The organism is Nocardia sp. Root136 (genome assembly GCF_001427185.1).
GTDB lineage: Bacteria > Actinomycetota > Actinomycetes > Mycobacteriales > Mycobacteriaceae > Nocardia > Nocardia salmonicida.
Window position 1 is genome coordinate 2,527,592 of sequence record NZ_LMFE01000001.1, and the last position, 18,703, is coordinate 2,546,294.

Consider the following 18,703-nt stretch of genomic DNA (forward strand, 5'->3'; position numbering starts at 1 on the left):
GTCGACTCGGCATCGGGCCACAGCTCACGCCCCGCCGTACCCCATGTCCTCCGGAGGTTACCCCGATGCCAGCCGATCTATCCACGCCGACGACGAAGGGCAAGACACCGACCGTCATCCGCGTGCTGGTGCTCGCGACCTTCGTCGTCATCCTCAACGAAACCATCATGATCAACGCGATTCCGCGGTTGATGAGCGATCTCCACGTCACCGAGGTCGCCGCGCAGTGGGTCTCCACCGCGTTCATGCTCACGATGGCCGCGATCATTCCCACCACCGGCTGGTTCCTGCAGCGGGTCACGACCAGGCAGGCCTACGCGGCCGCGATGGGCGTGTTCATCGCGGGCACCGTGATCTCGGCGCTCGCGCCGACGTTCGCGGTGCTGCTGGTCGGCCGCGTCATCCAGGCAGGCGGCACCGCGGTGATGATGCCGCTGCTGATGACCACACTGATGACCGTCGTGGCGGAGCGGGACCGTGGTCGCGTGATGGGCAACGTCACCCTGGCCATCTCGGTGGCGCCCGCGATGGGCCCGGTCATCTCCGGCCTGATCCTGCAGATCGACATCCCCGGCATCGACTCGTGGCGGCTGCTGTTCGTGGTGATGCTGCCGATCGCCGGTCTGGTCACCTGGCTGGGTCTGCGTCAGCTGGAGAACGTCGGCGAGCCGCAGCCAGGCACGCTCGACCTCCCCAGCGTGGCGCTGGCGGCTCTCGGCTTCGGCGGATTGGTGTTCGGGCTGAGCAAGTTCCACGGTGACAGCTACGCCACCGCGGCACTGATCACCGCCGCCGGCGTCGCGCTGATCGCGGCGTTCGCGCTGCGTCAGATCAGCCTGCAGCGCAACGGAACCCCGCTGCTGGATCTGCGCGTCCTGCTGCAGGGCACCTACACCAAGGCACTGGTCCTGATGTCGATCGCGTTCCTGGCGATGATGGGCTCGATGATCCTGCTGCCGCTGTACCTGCAGAACCTGCGCGGTCTGAGCCCGCTGGAGACCGGCCTGCTGGTGATGCCGGGTGGTCTGGCGATGGGTCTGCTCGGCCCGACCGTCGGCAAGCTGTTCGACAAGTTCGGTGGACGCCTGCTGGTGATCCCCGGCTCGATCGGCATCGCGGCCTCGCTGGCCGGTTTCACCCAGATCTCGATGGACATGCCGTACTGGCAGCTGCTCGGCCTGCACATCCTGCTGATGGTGTCGCTGGCCGCGACGTTCACTCCGGTGTTCACCCTGGGCCTGGGCGCACTGCCGATGCACCTGTACTCGCACGGCAGCTCGATGCTGGGCACCATCCAGCAGGTGGCGGCGGCCTTCGGTACCGCACTGGTGGTCACCGTCATGTCGGCCCGCAGCACCTCGCTCATCGAAGAGGGCACCCCGGCGGCCGTCGCCACCCTCGACGGCATGCGCCTGGCCTTCCTGATCTCGGCCACCCTGGCCCTGGTCGTGATCGCCATGGCGGTCCTGCTGCCGAACCGCGCGGCGACCGACCCGCACGCCGCACCCGTGCAGGACGAGGCGGACGAGCCGGAGCTGGTCAAGAACTGACCTCCCGGATCCAACGACGAACCCCCGGCCGCCTTCGCGACCGGGGGTTCGTTTGTGTCGTCCTCGCTCAGTGCGTGGGTCGGGTGGTGGTCCGACCGTCTCGCCAGAGGCCGAGATCGAAATACAGCGTGGTCATGGAATCCCACATGGTCGACCACTGCTGCTTCGGACCCTTGCAGACCCAGACGGCGGTCATGCGGTCGATGCCCGGGATACCCATGGGATCGTCGAGGTGGACTACGCGCTCCACCTCGGTGAAACGGGTGCGCAGTTCGTGTTCGGCGGTGTCGAGCCCGACGTAGACCACCGACGTCGCCGAGTCCGGTGGCGGGCCGAAGAAGCCGAAGCCACGGCTCGGGCTGTACGTGTCGGGCAAGCCGTACTGCCTGCCGAACTGTTCGACCGCACCTGCCTGCGGATAGCCCTGCGCGACGATGACGGCGTCAGCCTTTTCCGCAGGCGTCAGCGTGCGGTAGCCGTCGTTGACCGCGGAAACCATCAATGACCAATTGGTGTTTCCGAAGAATGCCGTTCGGAGTCCGAGGTCGATCGCGTCCTCGGCTTGTGTGCGCCAACTGGGCGCGAGGGGTATCACCGTGAGTGTCACGATGGTCGTCAGCACCGAGATGCCGGCGATCGGAACCAGCGCCACATTCATCCACCGTTTCCGGTCGTACTGCCAGAGGCCGACGGCGCCGAAGGCGAACATCGCGGGAAAGAGACCGCCCGGATAATAAGGCCGTCCATGCGTGAACATGACAAACGCGGTCATGATCACAAGTGCCACCGCGATAAATCGATACGGGCGCAGCGACTCCTGCTCGAAGGCCGCCCAGAGTCCGATAGCGAGCAACAATGTGCCCAGGATGCCGGCCAAGATGGGAAACTGCGGAAGAAATCCCACCGGACCGTAACCGGTGGCGTCCTGCTCGGCTCCGATGACCGCACCCATTGCCAGCTGTGGCCAATTGTGTTGTGACTGCCAGTAAAGAATCGGGATCAGGGACGAAGCGAGAATGCCGGTCGCCACCCACAGCGCGGGGCGGCGCAGGATGTCGCGGGGACCGCACAGGATGACCGCCGTGCCCAGGCACGCCCAGACGATGGGGATCATCCACTTCACCTGCATATCAAGGGCGGCGACCAGTCCGGCTACGACGATCAGCCAGTCCTGGCGCGTGCGAACCCAGCGAATGAACAGCCAGGTGATCACGGCCGTGAAGGTGGCATCGAAGGAGAACGTGCTCAGCACGACCTGATTGGCCGCCAGTCCCGACAACGCGTACGCGGCCGCGGCGAGCATCTGAACGCGGTGGCTGCCCCGCAGTTCGTAGGCGATCAGTGCCGCCACGACTACGGCACCCACGCACATCAGGACAGCCGGGAAGCGCAGGGCCGTCACCGATCCCGGTGCGAACTGGTCGGCGATCCACGCGAACATCGGCACCACCACGCCCTGATCGGCATAGGTGTAGTCGAGTCGCCGACCGGCGGAGAGGAAATAGAGCTCGTCACCGAAGTAGTCGTAACGGCCCGCCGTTGCCGTCAGCGCGATCGCGGCGATCGAAGCGATCAGCGCGACGCCACGATACGCGAACGACGGATGGGTATTCGGTATTTCTTCGGGCTCGGAACGAACCTCGATGACCGCTGTCATGAACTGCCTCTGATGCTTTCCAACAGACGCGTTCGACGCCCCTCCCGATGGTGACGTCACATCTGTTCGCTGGTGAAACGATTCCTCCCCGGCAGCGAACTTGGTGAGCGAGCGCTCGCGGTCCTGCGCGGATCATGTGATTTACCGGAACGTTACTGCCATTCAGCAGGGTCCGCAAATGCATTGACCTGCACAGTAATAGCCATTTTCGGTCTATCGGCTACCACTTGGTCAGCGTTACTAACGTGACCGATATTACGGTTTATATAGTTTGCGAATAAGTTGAATCCAGTGCTGTACAGCAAAATGAAGCTTTCACAATGAAATTCTGCATATACCGACACCGGGAATGAAAACTACTATTACTCACCAGTAAATATTCATCAATGTATCGTGCCATAACTATTGGGGGCATGCGATCTATTCGTATCGCGCCTAGAGTGCGCGCCACGGCGGAGGGGCGGCGGATGTTCGCCAGGAACAGAGAAAGGGCCCGGTCGGTGACCGGGCCCTTCTGGGGGTGGAGCTAAGGGGAATCGAACCCCTGACCTTCTCGATGCGAACGAGACGCGCTACCAACTGCGCTATAGCCCCGTGCGGCTCTGGCGAACCGCGCTGTGACACTGTATCAGGGGTTGCGCCCCGATACCGAATCGGTACTCTGACCTGCTGATTTGCGTGGTTGCACCAGTTACTCGCCGACGGCTTGACCGAGGTCTTCGACCCGGTTGCGGAGTGCGCGAGAAGTGGCCGGATCGAAGATTTCGAGGAACTCGAACCTCGGGTCCTCGTCGTCGGTGTCGAGCAGAGTGGAGCGACGGCGCAGGGCGCGTGCGGTGTCGCGGTCCATGGTGCGCCGGGTGGTAGCCGCCTCCGGAGTGGCTTCAGCGGCTTCCTGGCGCTTGCCACGGGTGAGGCGGGCCGCGCGCCTGCGGCGGATCTCCTCCTCCAGGTGGACCTGCTTACGCAGGTAGGCGAGATAGCCCGTGAGCACCGCCGCCGACAGCCCGCACGCCCACCAGAACATCGAGTTGAGCAGCAGTCCGAACGCGGCGAACAGGATCAGGCCGACGATCAGGCCCATGACCGCGCGCTGGCGAAAGCTGTAGCGGGCGGCGCGGGCGATCGCGTCGGCCTCGGGGTCGTAGCCGCCGCGACCGCGACGCGACGGGGTGAAGTCGTCGTCATCGTCGAATTCGGCGTCCTCGACGACGAGGTCGTCGAGTCGGGCCGGGGGCGCGGGTGGGATGCGCGCGGCGACGAATGGGTCCTCGTCGGCTTCCGCCGAGACCGGCTGCGCCGCGGCATCTTCTGTTTCGTCGTCGTCGGGATCGGCTGTCGCGGTGGGCTCTCCGAGGTCGTCGTGGTCCACCTCGGCTTCGGCGGCCTCGAGTTCGACTGCGGGGGTCAACTTTTCGTCGTCATCTTCGGTGACGGGCTCTTCGGTCGTCATCCGATCCTCCGAATCAGTTCGGTGGGAGCGCTTGCGAAGCACACGGGGTCGGTAATCGGGGTCACTCTCGTGACCGCCCGCCGCGCCGATGCGGATCCGTCGTTCGGCCCCGCCACGGTGCAGCACGCGTGTGGCGAGCGCGGCATCGGTGGTGCGGCGGATCCGGGGATGCCGGTCCGCCAGGATCGGGAACAGGACGAAGACCCACAGCACCACCAGTCCGATCCACAGGATCGAATTCGGCATCGCGGTCATCACCTCCCGTCCCCACCTACGTGTTGTCCCTCTGTGGACGCACCACTGACGTCCGTAGGTTAATTCGGGCAGACGCGCCCGTGTGGCAGGCGCGCCGTGCACACCTGCCACATGAGTAACAGAAATTTCACGGCAGCGCCGCTCGACCCTCCCTGACCAGGCGATCTACCACAGTGCCCATAACCTCTTCGACTGTCAGACCGACCAGTAGGTGATCACGCCAGGCACCGTCGACATCGAGGTAGCGGCGCAGCAGGCCCTCTTCCCGGAAGCCGACATTGCGCAGAACCGCCTGGCTGGCAAGATTTTCCGGCCGCACGGTCGCCTCGACGCGATGCAGGCCGACCGGGCCGAAGCAGTGGTCGAGGCCGAGCGCGAGCGCGGCGGTCGCCACCCCCTGACCGCCGAGATCCTTGGCCACCCAGTACCCGATCCAGCCCGAGCGCAGCGCACCACGAACGACGTTGCCGATGGTCAACTGACCGCTGAACTGCCCGTCGACCTCGATGACCAGCGGGATCATCGCCCCGCGCCGGGCCTCGGCCTTCAGGCTCGTCCACAGCGACGGCCAGTTCGACGCGTGATTGCGCGCCTCCCAACTGCCGCGCCCGGTCGGTTCCCAGCGCTCGAGGTGGTCGCGGTCGCGCAGCCGGATCCGGCTCCACGCGGCGGCATCACGAAAACGCACCGGTCGCAGGGTCACCTTGCCGCCCGCCACCATTACCGGACCGAGCCGGGCGGGCCAGCCGGGATGCTGTCCGGCCCGGAATACGTTCATGGATTCCATTTTTCAGCCGCGCTGCGCCAAGAACGCGACTTGCACTTCGTCACCGGTGCGGAAATCGGTGTCGTCGGGTTCCACCACGATCAGGCTGTTGGCCTCGGCGAGGGACACCAGCAGATGCGAGGAGCCCGCGTTGCCGTTGCCGAGCGGCTGCACCAGGTAGTCGCCGGTCGTCTCGTCGCGCAGCAGTTGCGCGCGCAGGTAACCCTTGCGGCCCGGCATCGAGGTGATGGGAGTGATGGTGCGCGCGCTCACGATTCGACGCATCGGCTGACGGCGGCCGAGCGCGATCCGGATCAGCGGACGGACCATCACCTCGAACACCACCAAGGCGCTCACCGGATTCGCGGGCAGCAGGAAGGTGGGCACCTCGTCGCGCCCGAGCCGGCCGAAACCCTGCACGGAACCCGGGTGCATCGCCACCCGGTCGACCTCGAGCTCGCCGAGGCCGTCGAGCGCCTCGCGCACCTGATCCGAGGCCCAGCCGCCGACCGCACCCGCGATCACCACGACCTCCGAGCGCACCAGCTGCCCTTCGACCACGTCACGCAGTCGGCGCGGATCGGCGCTGACGATGCCGACCCGGTTCACATCGGCGCCCGCGTCGCGCGCGGCCGCCGCCAGGGCATAGGAGTTCACGTCGTAGACCTGGCCGGGACCGGGCGTGCGGTCGATGTCGATCAGCTCGCCACCGATGGAGATCACCGAAAGGCGCGGGCGCGGATGCACCAGCACCTTGTCCTGGCCGACCGCGGCGAGCAGGCCCACCTGGGCCGCGCCGATGATCGTGCCCGCCCGGACAGCCACGTCACCGGGCTGCACGTCGTCACCGATGCGGCGGACGTAGTCGCCCGAGCGAACCGGCTCGAAAACCTTGATCCTGGCCCGCCCACCGTCGGTGAACTCCACCGGTAGCACCGCGTCGGCCAGGGTCGGCAGCGGCGCGCCGGTATCGACCCGGACGGTCTGGCGCGGCTGCAATCGGATGGGCTGGCGTGAACCGGCCACCACCTCGCCGACCACCGGCAGGGTGAGGTCGATCAGCTCACCCTCCTCGTCGCGCACATCGGTGCCCGCGGCGGTGACGTCGACGCTGCGCACCGCGTACCCGTCGATGGCGGCCTGATCGAAGCCTGGCAGCGGCCGTTCGGTGACGACGTCTTCCGCGCACAGCAAACCCTGGGCTTCGGAAATCGCCACCCGGACCGGCCGGGGTGCGACCGCAGCCGCGGTGACCTTGATCAGCTGATCCTCAACCGAGCGCATCGAGCTCCTGAATCTATGGCGGTGTACCTGACCGCGTTTAGGCGACGGGCGACTGTGGATCCCACTCCGGACTGAGCCGGAACTTCAGCCACTCGCGCAGTTGCGGGCCGTATTCGTCCCGCTCGAGGGCGAAATCCACAGCAGCTCGAAGATAACCGCCCGGGTTGCCCAAGTCGTGGCGCGACCCACGGTGGACCACCACGTGTACCGGGTGGCCCTCGGCGATCAGCAGGGCGATGGCGTCGGTGAGCTGCAGTTCCCCGCCGGCGCCCGGCTCGATCCGGCGCAGTGCGTCGAAGATCACCCGGTCGAGCAGATAGCGGCCGGCGGCGGCCAGGGTCGACGGCGCGTCGGCGAGATCGGGCTTCTCGACCATGCCCTTGACGCGCAACACGTCGGTCTCGGCTCCGTCGGCGCATTCCTCGACGTCGAAGACACCGTAGGCGCTGACCTGCGATTTCGGCACATCGATGGCGCACAGCACGGAGCCGCCACGCTCGCGGCGGACCCGGCTCATCGTCTCGAGCACGCCACACGGCAGCACCAGATCGTCGGGCAGCAGGACGGCGATGGCCAATTCGTCGTCGTCGAGGACGGCTTCGGCCTGGGCGACCGCGTGGCCGAGCCCGAGCGGCTCCTCCTGGACGACCGATGTCACGTCGAGCAGCGCCGGGGCCTTGCGAACCTTCTCCAGCAGCGCGAACTTCCCGCGCTCGGCCAGGGTGCTCTCCAACACCAGGTCCTCGACGAAGTGGGCCACGACGCCGTCCTTGCCCGGCGAGGTGACGATCACCAGCCGGTCGGCGCCGGATTCGGCGGCCTCGGCCGCGACCAGCTCGATGCCGGGGGTGTCGACCACCGGCAGCAACTCCTTGGGCACCGTCTTGGTGGCAGGCAGAAACCGCGTCCCGAGTCCGGCCGCGGGTACCACCGCAGTGCGGAAACCGGAAGTCTTGTCTGTCATGCGCATACCCTATCCATTCAGTGCCGTCCGATCGCCTCCTCGCGACGATCCGGCGTCGGCAAGAGCTTAGGCGTACCTCCGCCTTCGCTCCGGCCGTGCGCAAAAGACTTCGGATCGCTGCGCGCCTGTGCAGACTATGGTGGTCGCTGTGGAGATGCCCGGTGAGCGCACCAAATATGCGTGGCGCGGCGAGATCCTGGCCACTCGCGCACAAGTGGAGCCCACCGAACACGCCGTCGACGCGGCCGCGCTCGCTTCCTCGGCAGCCCGCTTGGCCGGGCCCGATGACGTCGTGTGCGCCTACGTGCCCATCCGCGGCGAACCCGGCGATCTGCGCATGCTCGACGTGCTGCGCGCGCGCGGCGCCACGGTGTTGCTGCCGGTGACCGGCGAGCCCGGCCCGCTGAGCTGGGCGCGCTACGAGGGCGCGGATTCGCTGCGCAAGGCCCGCTACGGCCTGCTCGAACCGGCCACCGAGACGCTGGCACCCGCCGTGGTGGCCGACGCCACAACGATCCTGGTTCCCGCCCTCGCGGTGGATCGACGCGGCGTCCGGCTCGGGCGTGGTGCCGGGTATTACGACCGGACGCTCGGCGCTGTCCGCGCTGACGTGCGCCTCATCGCCGTTGTACGGGATAATGAGCTGGTCGACCTGCTTCCCGAGGAACCGCACGATCGGCGGATGGGTTGGGTACTCACCCCAGGTGGCGGGCTGCAACAGCTGGGCCGCGACCTCCCCGTTTCGCCGGAATGAAACGGCGATTCGCGACGTTGGCAGTGTCGGCGGTAGAGTGCTAGATCGACGAGAGACTTGCGGAGGATCCTGTGCCAACTTATTCGTATGCGTGCACCGAGTGTGACAACCGCTTCGACATCGTTCAGTCCTTCTCCGACGACACACTGACGGAATGCCCGCAGTGCTCCGGGAAGCTGCGCAAGCTGTTCAACTCGGTCGGCATCGTGTTCAAGGGCAGCGGTTTCTACCGCACCGACAGCCGTGGCGGCGCGTCCACCGCGAGCGAACCGGCGAAGACCTCGTCCGAGAGCGGCAGCAACGGGTCGAGCACCAACGGGTCCGGCAGCAACGGCGATTCGTCGTCGAGCGCGTCCACCAGCTCCACTCCGGCCGCCGCCAGCTGATCTTTTCCACAGTTGTCCACAGCCCCGTAGTTATCCACAGGCGGGGCTTTCGGCGGGTTTCCCGCCGTGCCGCGGTTCTACGCTTTCGCCATGACTCGCAGTCTCGCCGATCTGGGACGTGGCAGTTCCTGGCGCTTCGCCCTCGGTAACCGTCCGGCCTGGGCCGACGCGCTGCTCGCCCGACGTATCGCCGCCGCTGTTCTCGCCGTGGCTGCCGTGGTGCTGTTCGTGCGTGGTGATCCCGGTGGCACGAGGGTCGCGGTTGTTGTCGCTGCCCGCGATCTCGCACCCGGCCGGCTGCTCGCCGCCGACGATCTGCGTGTCGATCAACACGAATCCCGTTCGCTGCCAACAGGTTCGGTCGCCGATACCGCTCCCCTGCTCGGCGCGACACTGACCGGCGCCATGCACGCCGGGGAAACCTTCACCGATCTGCGCGTCGTCGGGCCACGGCTGGCCGCTGCGGCCGCGGGTAGCGCCGATGCACGGATCGTGCCGATTCGATTGGCCGATGCCGCGGTGGCTGATGTGTTGCGGGCGGGCGATCGAGTCGATGTCGTCGGGGTCGAGGACGCGGGCGGGCCCGGGGCGAGCAAACCCGCGCGGACGCTGGCCACCGATGCCGCGGTCGTGCTCGTCACCGCGACGGGCGATCGGCGCGGGGCGGAACGGGTGGTCCTGCTCGCACTGGACACCGAATACGCCACCGCCGTCGCCGGCGCGTCACTGCGGACAGCACTGACTGTCGTCTTCCACTGACCGCCACCTCTGTCGCCCACGGGTAAGTTCGCGAGAAATTTGCCCGAAGTCTCGTTAGCATCAGATAGGAACCAAGCAGACCGTTTCGCAACATTCGATATGGAGCGCAGCGCCCCGGGCCGGCTCCTGTACGAAGGAGACATCGGCAATGCTCAAAGGTTTCAGGGATTTCCTACTCCGCGGCAATGTGGTCGACCTGGCGGTCGCTGTCGTCATCGGCACGGCGTTCGTCGCGATCGTCACCGCGTTCACCACGGGGATCATCAATCCGCTGCTCGCGGTGTTCGGCGGATCGAACGAGATGGGGCTCGGCTTCCAGCTCATCGCGGACAAACCGGCCACCTTCATCGAAATCGGGCCGATCATCACCGCGGCGATCAACTTCGTGCTGGTCGCGCTGATCCTCTACTTCGTCCTGGTGGTGCCCGCGACCAGGGCGCAGAAGCGTTTCTCCGCGGCCGACGAGCAACTCAGCGAAAACGAATTGCTCATCCAGATCCGAGACCTGCTCGCCGAACAGCACAGCCGCTCGAACGGCAAGCACAGCTACCTGGCCGAACCGGCGTCGGATACCGACGGTAAGAAAACCTACTGATCCGGCACTCCCACAACGCATCGGGTCCCGCTCACCTGGTGAGCGGGACCCGAGTTCATACCTGGTGATTGCTCAGCCGAGGCTGAACGGCGCACCCCAGAGGGTCACCCAGCTGATGACGTTGTCGGTTTCCACCTCGACGCTCACGAACGAACGAGCCTGGGCGTAACCACCGCAGCCGGACAGGCCGATGGTCTCGTCGGCCCAGGTCACCGAGCCCGACCCGCCCTTGAAGGCATTGCGGGTCTTGTGGGATTCATTGCCGTAGTCGTCGGGCATTTCGAGATCGAGGACGTAGAAGGACTTCGCCTGGCCGGGGCCGACGGTGAGCTCGCCGCCGGTGTTCACCTCGCCGAAGCCCAGACCCTCGACGACCTCCGCTCCACCGTCGCCGAGCGCGTCACCACCGGCGATATTGACCTGGCAACCCACGGTGTAACCGGGGAAGATCTTGCCACCGCCGTCACCGGAAACCGAGACCTGCGCACTACCGGAAACCCATGCGTTGCGATGCGCTGGAGTGGACCCCATGGACGGATTGATATTGGCGGACTCGCCGACCAGGCTGATGTCGACGACAGTGCCGTCGGACAGCGTCTTGGTGATGTGGCCACCCGGCAGCGGAACGACGGTGTCGGCATCGGCCGCACCCGTGAACAGCAAACCCGATGCCATAGTCGCCGCCGCCATGAATCCGGCTGCGCGCGCCATGCTCTTACGGTTGATCATCACTGTGACCCCTCGAGGGTGAATTCGTGTGAACGAGAAAGAGTTTCGATTCGGCCGATGATCAGCCGATGCTGAACGGCGCGCCGTACAGCGTGGTCTTGGAGTAATGGTCGCCGATGATCTCGACCACCGAGTAGGACCGGGCCTGCGCGTAGCCCGCGCACCCTTGGATATCGATCTCCGCGTCTTGGTACTCCACCGAATAGACGCCGGGCTTCAGAATGTCCTTGGCATCGATCTGCACGAAGGCGACCTGCCCGGGGCCGAGGTGAAGGCCGATCGCACCACCGGCCGAGGCGCCGAGGGTCGATACCCCACCGGCCAACCCGGCCGCGATCGCCTCGTCGCCGATGCTCACCTGGCAACCGACGATGTAACCCGTATTCAGCTGTGACGCACCATGCGTCGAAGAATTATTGGAGCCGGAACGGTTCGTCGGACCGTTGTACGGCCCGACCTCGCCCTCCGGCGTGACCTGCACATCGGCGCGGGCATTGCCTGACACCCACACGACGCGACCGGCGCCGTTGGCGGCCAGCGACGGGGAGATCACGGCACGCTCACCGGTACGACTCAAAGTGACGCCGGGGCCCGCCTTCTGGCCGTCCGGCAACGGTACGACGGTGTCCGCATCGGCAGCACCGGCAGACAACAGGCCGATCGTCACGGCCACGGCGGCGCCTACGCTCCAAGCGCCGCGACGCCCGCGGTTGGTGCGGTTCTCGCTCATTCTTCCCCTCGAGGTATACGCAAATCCGACCTCGACCATCGAGGTCGATATCTGTGTTGCGCCCGGACCCAGCTGGGGTGTGTCACCAGGACATGCACCGCTGGCAACAGGACAGATGCGCCCTGCCGGGAGGTGGATCGAGAAGCTGTTGGTCACCGGATCGGCGCGAGCTCAGCCGATCGGCGAACGAAAACGCAAGTGACTTCGACTGCAAGAGCAGTCGATTCGGGTTCAACATAGTGAGACTGACTCGTAATGTCCAGTGCTACTGGAGTTCGCGCACACAAAACGGGCCGGTCGCAGAGCGACCGGCCCGTTTCGAGTGCGGGATGCGAACAGATCAGCCGAGGCTGAACGGAGCGCCCCACAGGGTCACCCAGGAGATGACGTTGTCGGTCTCGACCTCGACGGAGACGAAGGCGCGCGCCTGCGCGTAGCCGCCGCAGCCGGTCAGGCCGATGGTCTCGTCGGACCAGGTCACCGAGCCCGAGCCGTCCTTGAACTTGTTCGACTTGCCGTGCGACTCCGAACCGAAGTCGTCGGCCTTTTCGAGGTCGAGGACGTAGAACGACTTCGACTGGCCGGGGCCGAGCGAGAGCTCGCCGCCGGAGGTCACGCCCGCGTCGACGTTGCCCTCCCAGTCGCTGCCGAGGTCGCCGCCGCCGGAGACGCCGCCGCCCGCGATGTTGACCTGGCAACCCACGGTGTAGCCGGGGAAGATCTTGCCGGAGCCGCCGTCGGAGACGGAGACCTGAGCGCTACCCGAAACCCACGCGTTGCGGTGGACCGGGGTGGAACCCAGCGACGGGTTGATGTTGGCCGACTCGCCGACCAGGGCGATGTCGACCACGGTGCCGTCGGACAGCGTCTTGGTGATGTGGCCACCCGGCAGCGGAACGAAGGTATCGGCATTGGCCGCGCCCGTCGAGAACAGGCCGACGGCCACGGTGGCCGCAGCGCTGACGCCCGCCACCTTCGCCATGAACTTACGGTTGATCATAGGATTTGTCCCTCGAGGATTGAGTTCGCCGAAGCGAGAAGAAGATTCGTGCCGGATCGAAAGACGTCAGCCGATGCTGAACGGCATGCCGTACAGGGTGGTCTTCGAGTAGTGGTCGCCGATGATCTCGACCACGGTGTAGGCCCGAGCCTGCGCGTAGCCGGCGCAGCCCTGGATCTCGATTTCCGCGTCCTGGTAATCGATCGCGTACGTACCGGCCTTCAGGATGTCCTTCGAGCTGATCTGCACGAACTTGACCTCGCCCGGGCCCAGGTTCACGCCGATCGAGCCACCGGCGGTCACGCCGCCGGTGCTCAGGCCACCGGACAGGCCGGCGCCGATCGCGTCATCGGCGATGCTCACCTGGCAACCGACGATGTAGCCGGTGTTCAGCTGGGAGGCGCCGTGGGTGGAGGAATTGTTGGAACCGGGGCGGCCGGTCGGGCCGTTCCACGGGCCGACCTCGCCCTCGGGGGTCTCGTTGACCTCGGCGACCGCGGTGCCCGAGACCCACACGACGCGACCCGCGCCATTGGCGGACAGCGACGGCGAGATCAGCGCGGACTCATGGGTGCGGGTGATGGTCACGCCAGCAGGGCTGACCTTCTGGCCGTCCGGCAACGGCACGAAGGTGTCGGCATTGGCGGCACCGGTCGACAGCAGGCCCAAGGCCACGGCGGCCGCGGCAGCGCCGACGCCCGCGGCACGGACGCCACGGCGCACACCGGTGGTGCGGTTCTCGCTCATACTTCCCCTCATCAGGTGTCTAACAGCCGACCTCGACTTTCGAAGCCGGACAAGTGGACCTCACAGGGCCCAGATCAGTGTGTCGCCCCTTTGTTGCCGTTACGTAACTAACTGTTATTTCGACGATACGGCCGGGGCCGGTGTGGCGAACCCGAGCCAGGGCTCCACCGGGTAGTTCAACGCACAGAAGTGGGAGTACTGCGGGGACCGATAGTTGGTGGCTCAATGGCGAACATTAAACGCCGTTCCACGGATATGGCAACGAAAGAGTTCGTAAATTTCACTGTGAAGCGCGGCACACATTCGTACATCGCCACATGCTTTGACGTGCATTGATGCAGTCTCGAAGGCTCCTGTCATGGCGCCTTGACAGGAGATAGCCATGGGCAACGATTCGGGCCTTCCAACGACAAAAGACCACGCTTTCGCGTGGTCTCGAGTATTTGTCGGCGGTGCCCGTTCGCGCTGAAATAGGCTATTCCGATACCGTCTATTACGTAGCGGCTACGTAGATAACGGGCCGATCACCCGTGATGCGGGGGAACCTGGGACCGTAACCATTCGTCCGCGCCGGAGTCGCGTGATCGGTCGCCGCGCTCGTCACCGGTGGTCTCGGGCAGCACATCGCCGAAGATCCTCGCCAGCCGCGCCGCCTCGGCGGCTTTGCGCCGGAGCTCGTCCGCCGACGCGGGTTCCCGGCCCTGATCATCGGGGCCGGGAACCGCGTCGCGCGGATCGGATGTCATTCGTCCAGACCGGACAGTTCGCCGATCACCTTGCTGGCCAGTGGGCCGAGGGTGGCCATGCCGTCGCGGACCGACGCACGGGTACCGGGCAGGTTCACCACCAGGGTGCTGCCGGAGATGCCCGCGACGCCACGCGACAGACCGGCGTCGAGCGAGCCCGCCACGCGACCCGACGCGCGCAGCGCCTCGGTGATACCGGGCAGTTCGCGGTCGAGCACCTGGGTCGTGGCCTCGGGGGTGATATCGCGCGGCGACATGCCGGTGCCGCCGACCGAGATCACCAGGTCGACACCGCCGATCACCGCGGTGTTGAGAGCGTTGCGGATCTCGACCTCCTCGGCCTGGACCGTCACCGAGGCGTCGACGAGGAACCCGGCCTCGTTGAGCAATTCGGTGACGAGTGGGCCGAGTGAATCCACGCCGCCATGAGCCGTCCGATCGTCGACGACAACAACCAGTGCGCGCCCTGCCACGGGAGCATCGATGTCCATGGTCATCACCGTAGCGCTTACGCACGACAGGTTTGCGTTCGAACGCATCATCGGCCGCCTTCGGCCGCCGCGGCGGTGAGCGTGACCTCGGCGGTCTTGGCATTGCCGCCCTGTTCGTCGGTGTAAGTCACCTTCACCTTGTCTCCTGGCTGGTGCGAGCGGACGGCGGCGATCAGCGCGTCGCCCGAGTCGATGGGACGGTCGTCGAGGCGGGTGATGACCGCGCCCGCCGGGATGCCCGCCTTGGCGGCAGGGCCGTCGGGGGTGGCCTCGAGTACGCGCGCGGCGGTGTCCTGCGGGCGCAGTTTGATGCCGATCTGGGCGTAGGTGGCGTGGCCGGTCTTGATCAGTTCGTCGGCGACCCGGCGTGCCTGATCCACCGGGATCGCGAAGCCGAGACCGATCGAACCGCTCTGGGCGCCGCCCGCCGCCTCGCCGCCGAGGCTGGCGATGGCGGTGTTGATGCCGATCAGCTTGCCCTGCCCGTCGACCAGCGCACCGCCGGAATTGCCCGGGTTGATCGCCGCGTCGGTCTGGATCGCGTCGATCACCGGGTTCACCTGGCTCGGGGTTCCCTCACCGCTGGTCGAGACCGGACGGTTGAGGGCGGAGACGATGCCGGTGGTGACGGTGCCCGCCAGGCCAAGGGGCGAGCCGATGGCGATCACGGGCTGGCCGACCGCCAGCCCGTCGGAGGTACCCAACTCGATCGGCGTGAGCCCGGTCTTGCCGCTGACCTTGATGACAGCCAGATCCGACACCGGATCCGCGCCGATCATGGTGGCCGGCGCGGTGCTGCCGTCGCTGAACACCACTTCCATCTTCGCCGAGGCGCCCGCTCCCGCGGCGACGTGGTTGTTGGTGAGAATCAGCCCGTCCGTGGACAGCACGACCCCGGAACCTTCTCCGGACGCGCGGCTACCCGCGACCTTGATCATCACGACACTGGGCAATACCCGCTGCGCCACCGCCTGAGTGGACCCGGCGGGCGCGTTGGCGACATTGTTCACCGCGGGCTTGGGCGCCTCGAGCGCGTTGGTCACCGGTGCGGAATTCGAGTCGGTGGCGAGCACGCCGACAACCCCACCGACACCACCGCTGACCAGCGCCAAGGCGGTCGCTCCGGCGATCAGGCCGAGCCGCAACGGCTTTCGCTGCGGAGTCGGCGCGGGGCCGAACGCCTGCGGCGCCACGCCGTGCGGCGCCGGAGCACCCTGCGGATGCTGGTGACCGAACGGCGTGGGGCCGCCGTAAGGCGCGGGGTTGCCGTAGGGCCCGCCATAGGGAGCCTGGCTCATGTGGGCCGCTTCGCCGCCGTAGGGCGGCTGCTCGCCCTGGTGCCCACCGAACGGAGGCTGATCCGGTTGCCCACCGGTCTCGGCAGGGCGGTCAGCAGGGTGCCGCTGGGGATCGTCGGTCATGGTGTCTGTCTCCTCACGCTTGCAGACCAGCTTCCTGACGGCTACTGAGAGGCGCCTGAGATCGGACTATCAGTTCGCCGTGACTCCGCCGATCACTCGGCGCCGGACTCGTCGAGCACGGTCGGCGCCTCCCCGGGCAACACGATGCGCACCAGAGCGCCGCCACGATCGGAGGTGTCCACCGCGATGGTGCCGCCGTGTTTGGTCACCACCTGCTTGACGATCGCGAGCCCGAGCCCGGATCCGGGCATCGAACGCGAGGCGGTCGTGCGGTAGAAGCGTTCGAAGACCAGTTCGCGTTCGTCGGTGGGGATACCGGGGCCCGCGTCGCCGACGGCCAGTTCGAGCAGACCGGGACCGGCCGGGCGCATGGTGATGCGCACGACCGCGTCGGGCGGACTCCACTTGGCCGCGTTGTCGAGGACGTTGAGGACGGCACGTTCCAGGCCCGCCTCGTGCCCGTAGACGAACCACGGGGCCAGATCGGCAACGAAGGTGATCCCCACCCGCCTTCGTCGCGCACGCTCGAGCGCACGCTCGGCCACCTCGCCGAGATCCACCCGCTCGTACACGGTTTCGGGAGCGTCCTCACGGGCCAGATCGACCAGGTCGCCGACCAGTGTCGACAGTTCGCCGATCTGGGCGACCACATCGGCGCGCAATTCGGCCATGTCCTCGTCCGGCAGCCGGGGCGCACCCGGCCTGCCCGAGGCGATGAGCAACTCCATATTGGTGCGCAGCGAGGTGAGCGGGGTCCGCAGCTCGTGACCGGCGTCGGCCACGAGCCGGCGCTGCCGGTCGCGTGACTCGGTCAGCGCGCGCAGCATCGTGTTGAAACTCTCGGTGAGCCTGGCCAATTCGTCGTCACCGGTCACCGGGATCGGCGTCAGGTCGTCGGTGCGGGCCACGCGCTCGGTCGCCGCGGTGAGGCGGGCGATCGGGCGCAGACCGGTGCGGCCCACCGCGGTTCCGGCCGCGGCGGCCAGCACCACACCGCACGCGCCGACCACGAACAGCAGCCAGGCCAGCTGATCGAGTACCTCGCGGGTGCGATAGAGCTTCTGCGAGATGATCAGCGTCGCGCCGCTGTGGGTGCGCGCGGCGAGCACCCGCTGGTCGCCGACGGTGCGCAGCGAGGAGTTGATCTTGCCGTCGGCCACGGCGAGCTCCTGGGCGCCGACCGGCGGAATCGTCTGCTGGGGCGGCATATACGGCTTGTGACCGGCATAGATCAGCGCGACGCCGACATCGTTGGAGAACAGCCCGGCCAGCACGATCGACTGGAATCCGGCGGTCTCGAAGTTGTTGTTGATCATGGTGGCCGCACGGGCCTCCAGCTGGGCGTCGACATCGGCGTACAGCGCGCGCGCCACCATCGCGTAGGCGGCGATGGAGGTCACCGCGACGGCGATCAGCACCACCGACGCCGCCAGCAGCGTCACCCGCCAGCGTAGCGACACCGAACGGGTCAGCGGGGTCGGCGGACGCATCTCGCTCGCGTCCAGCGGCCTGCCGAGAACGGCGACCGCGGGTTCCTTGGGTGCCATGCCGCCCGCCTACGGAGGGGTCTCGCGCAGCACGTAACCGACGCCGCGCACGGTATGGATCAGTCGCTCCTCGCCATCGGCCTCGGTCTTGCGGCGCAAATAGCCGATATAGACCTCCAGCGCGTTGCCGGAGGTCGGAAAATCGTAGCCCCAGACCTCTTCGAGGATTCGGCCGCGAGTGAGTACCCGGCGCGGATTGGCCATCAACATCTCGAGCAACGAGAACTCGGTGCGCGTCAGACTGATCCCGCGTTCGCCGCGCGAAACCTCACGGGTGACCGGATCCAGCGACAAGTCAGCGAACACCATCGCCTCCGACGCTTCACCAGGATCGGGCGTTCGCCGACGCAGCAACGCCCGTAAACGCGCCAGCAATTCCTCCAACGCGAAAGGTTTCGGCAAATAATCGTCGGCACCCGCGTCGAGCCCGGCCACGCGTTCGGACACCGAATCGCGCGCGGTCAAAACGAGAATCGGCAGATCGTCGCCCGTACTGCGTAGCCGCCGGCATACTTCCAGGCCGTCCAGGCGCGGCATCATGACGTCGAGAACCAGCGCATCGGGCCTGGCTGCGGTCACTTTCTCCAGGGCGTCCAGACCGTCGACGGCCAGGTCGACGGTGTAGCCGTTGAAGCTCAGAGACCGGCGCAGTGATTCCCGCACCGCGCGATCGTCGTCGACTACCAGAATGCGCATGTGCTGTAGTTTGCCGTGACCGACTGAGAACGTACTGAGAGGGCTCGGCGCGCCGAACGTCGTGTTCTAGGCGATGTATGTTGTAGGTCTTGACAAACCTCAACGAATCGTCGTTGTGTCAGCGCATATTCGGCGAATTACAGACCGCGTGGCCCGGATTGCCGTTGCCCACT

Annotated in this window: 19 protein-coding genes and 1 tRNA gene; 5 read left to right on the plus strand and 15 right to left on the minus strand. The window is 66.7% G+C overall.

Features of this window, described 5'->3' with window-relative positions; genetic code table 11:
• Positions 1–65 precede the first annotated feature (65 nt).
• Entirely contained in the window at positions 66–1,550 is a 1,485-nt protein-coding gene (locus ASD42_RS11715; protein ID WP_056813917.1) for an MDR family MFS transporter, read from the plus strand.
• A gap of 67 nt (positions 1,551–1,617) precedes the next feature.
• Here ASD42_RS11715 and ASD42_RS11720 read toward each other — a convergent pair whose 3' ends face one another.
• The 6 genes from ASD42_RS11720 to ASD42_RS11745 all read right to left on the minus strand — a co-directional run bounded on the left by ASD42_RS11720 (position 1,618) and on the right by ASD42_RS11745 (position 7,929).
• Positions 1,618–3,207, minus strand: a complete 1,590-nt coding sequence (locus tag ASD42_RS11720; protein WP_056813920.1) for a glycosyltransferase family 39 protein — start codon at positions 3,205–3,207, stop codon at positions 1,618–1,620.
• A 521-nt stretch (positions 3,208–3,728) separates the two neighbouring features.
• Positions 3,729–3,801: transfer RNA gene (locus ASD42_RS11725), tRNA-Ala, on the minus strand.
• Between the two features lie 97 nt (positions 3,802–3,898).
• On the minus strand, positions 3,899–4,906 hold the full coding sequence (sepX, locus tag ASD42_RS11730; RefSeq protein WP_063893635.1) for a divisome protein SepX/GlpR: 1,008 nt from the start codon (positions 4,904–4,906) through the stop codon (positions 3,899–3,901).
• A 136-nt stretch (positions 4,907–5,042) separates the two neighbouring features.
• On the minus strand, positions 5,043–5,693 hold the full coding sequence (locus tag ASD42_RS11735; RefSeq protein ID WP_056816118.1) for a GNAT family N-acetyltransferase: 651 nt from the start codon (positions 5,691–5,693) through the stop codon (positions 5,043–5,045).
• A 12-nt stretch (positions 5,694–5,705) separates the two neighbouring features.
• Positions 5,706–6,965 carry a molybdotransferase-like divisome protein Glp gene (glp, locus tag ASD42_RS11740; RefSeq protein ID WP_056813926.1) on the minus strand — a complete coding sequence of 420 codons (1,260 nt, stop codon included), beginning with the start codon at positions 6,963–6,965 and terminating at the stop codon, positions 5,706–5,708.
• Between the two features lie 37 nt (positions 6,966–7,002).
• Positions 7,003–7,929 (minus strand): UTP--glucose-1-phosphate uridylyltransferase, encoded by a 927-nt coding sequence (locus ASD42_RS11745; protein WP_056816120.1) that lies wholly within the window; start codon positions 7,927–7,929, stop codon positions 7,003–7,005.
• Between the two features lie 154 nt (positions 7,930–8,083).
• Here ASD42_RS11745 and ASD42_RS11750 point away from each other — a divergent pair, with 154 nt between their 5' ends.
• The 4 genes from ASD42_RS11750 to mscL all read left to right on the plus strand — a co-directional run bounded on the left by ASD42_RS11750 (position 8,084) and on the right by mscL (position 10,423).
• The gene (locus ASD42_RS11750; protein ID WP_235569485.1) at positions 8,084–8,683 is read left to right on the plus strand and encodes a 5-formyltetrahydrofolate cyclo-ligase; all 600 of its coding nucleotides are present in this window, start codon (positions 8,084–8,086) and stop codon (positions 8,681–8,683) included.
• A 71-nt stretch (positions 8,684–8,754) separates the two neighbouring features.
• Positions 8,755–9,069, plus strand: coding sequence for an FmdB family zinc ribbon protein (locus ASD42_RS11755; protein ID WP_056813931.1), 315 nt, complete (start codon positions 8,755–8,757; stop codon positions 9,067–9,069).
• Between the two features lie 90 nt (positions 9,070–9,159).
• Positions 9,160–9,828, plus strand: a complete 669-nt coding sequence (locus ASD42_RS11760) for an SAF domain-containing protein (RefSeq protein WP_056816124.1) — start codon at positions 9,160–9,162, stop codon at positions 9,826–9,828.
• A gap of 148 nt (positions 9,829–9,976) precedes the next feature.
• Entirely contained in the window at positions 9,977–10,423 is a 447-nt protein-coding gene (mscL, locus tag ASD42_RS11765; protein ID WP_056813934.1) for a large conductance mechanosensitive channel protein MscL, read from the plus strand.
• 72 nt (positions 10,424–10,495) lie between these two features.
• Here the strand turns inward: mscL and ASD42_RS11770 are convergent, their stop codons facing one another.
• From ASD42_RS11770 to ASD42_RS11815, 9 genes are all read right to left on the minus strand, one after another.
• Entirely contained in the window at positions 10,496–11,152 is a 657-nt protein-coding gene (locus ASD42_RS11770; RefSeq protein WP_056813937.1) for an MspA family porin, read from the minus strand.
• Positions 11,153–11,213: 61 nt separating this feature from the next.
• Positions 11,214–11,882: an MspA family porin gene (locus ASD42_RS11775; RefSeq protein ID WP_056813939.1), complete on the minus strand. Its 669-nt coding sequence runs from the start codon at positions 11,880–11,882 to the stop codon at positions 11,214–11,216.
• Between the two features lie 340 nt (positions 11,883–12,222).
• Positions 12,223–12,882: an MspA family porin gene (locus ASD42_RS11780; RefSeq protein ID WP_056813942.1), complete on the minus strand. Its 660-nt coding sequence runs from the start codon at positions 12,880–12,882 to the stop codon at positions 12,223–12,225.
• A gap of 66 nt (positions 12,883–12,948) precedes the next feature.
• Positions 12,949–13,629 carry an MspA family porin gene (locus tag ASD42_RS11785; protein WP_056813945.1) on the minus strand — a complete coding sequence of 227 codons (681 nt, stop codon included), beginning with the start codon at positions 13,627–13,629 and terminating at the stop codon, positions 12,949–12,951.
• A gap of 524 nt (positions 13,630–14,153) precedes the next feature.
• Positions 14,154–14,375 carry a hypothetical protein gene (locus tag ASD42_RS11790; protein ID WP_056813948.1) on the minus strand — a complete coding sequence of 74 codons (222 nt, stop codon included), beginning with the start codon at positions 14,373–14,375 and terminating at the stop codon, positions 14,154–14,156.
• Entirely contained in the window at positions 14,372–14,866 is a 495-nt protein-coding gene (locus tag ASD42_RS11795; protein WP_228537147.1) for a MogA/MoaB family molybdenum cofactor biosynthesis protein, read from the minus strand. Before ASD42_RS11795 ends, ASD42_RS11790 begins: the two co-directional genes overlap by 4 nt.
• Before the next feature lie 47 nt (positions 14,867–14,913).
• Positions 14,914–16,287 (minus strand): S1C family serine protease, encoded by a 1,374-nt coding sequence (locus ASD42_RS11800; RefSeq protein ID WP_235569385.1) that lies wholly within the window; start codon positions 16,285–16,287, stop codon positions 14,914–14,916.
• A gap of 92 nt (positions 16,288–16,379) precedes the next feature.
• A complete protein-coding gene (locus tag ASD42_RS11810) occupies positions 16,380–17,834 on the minus strand; it encodes a sensor histidine kinase (protein WP_056813962.1) in 1,455 nt (484 codons plus the stop codon).
• 9 nt (positions 17,835–17,843) lie between these two features.
• Entirely contained in the window at positions 17,844–18,530 is a 687-nt protein-coding gene (locus ASD42_RS11815; protein ID WP_056813964.1) for a response regulator transcription factor, read from the minus strand.
• Positions 18,531–18,703 lie beyond the last annotated feature (173 nt).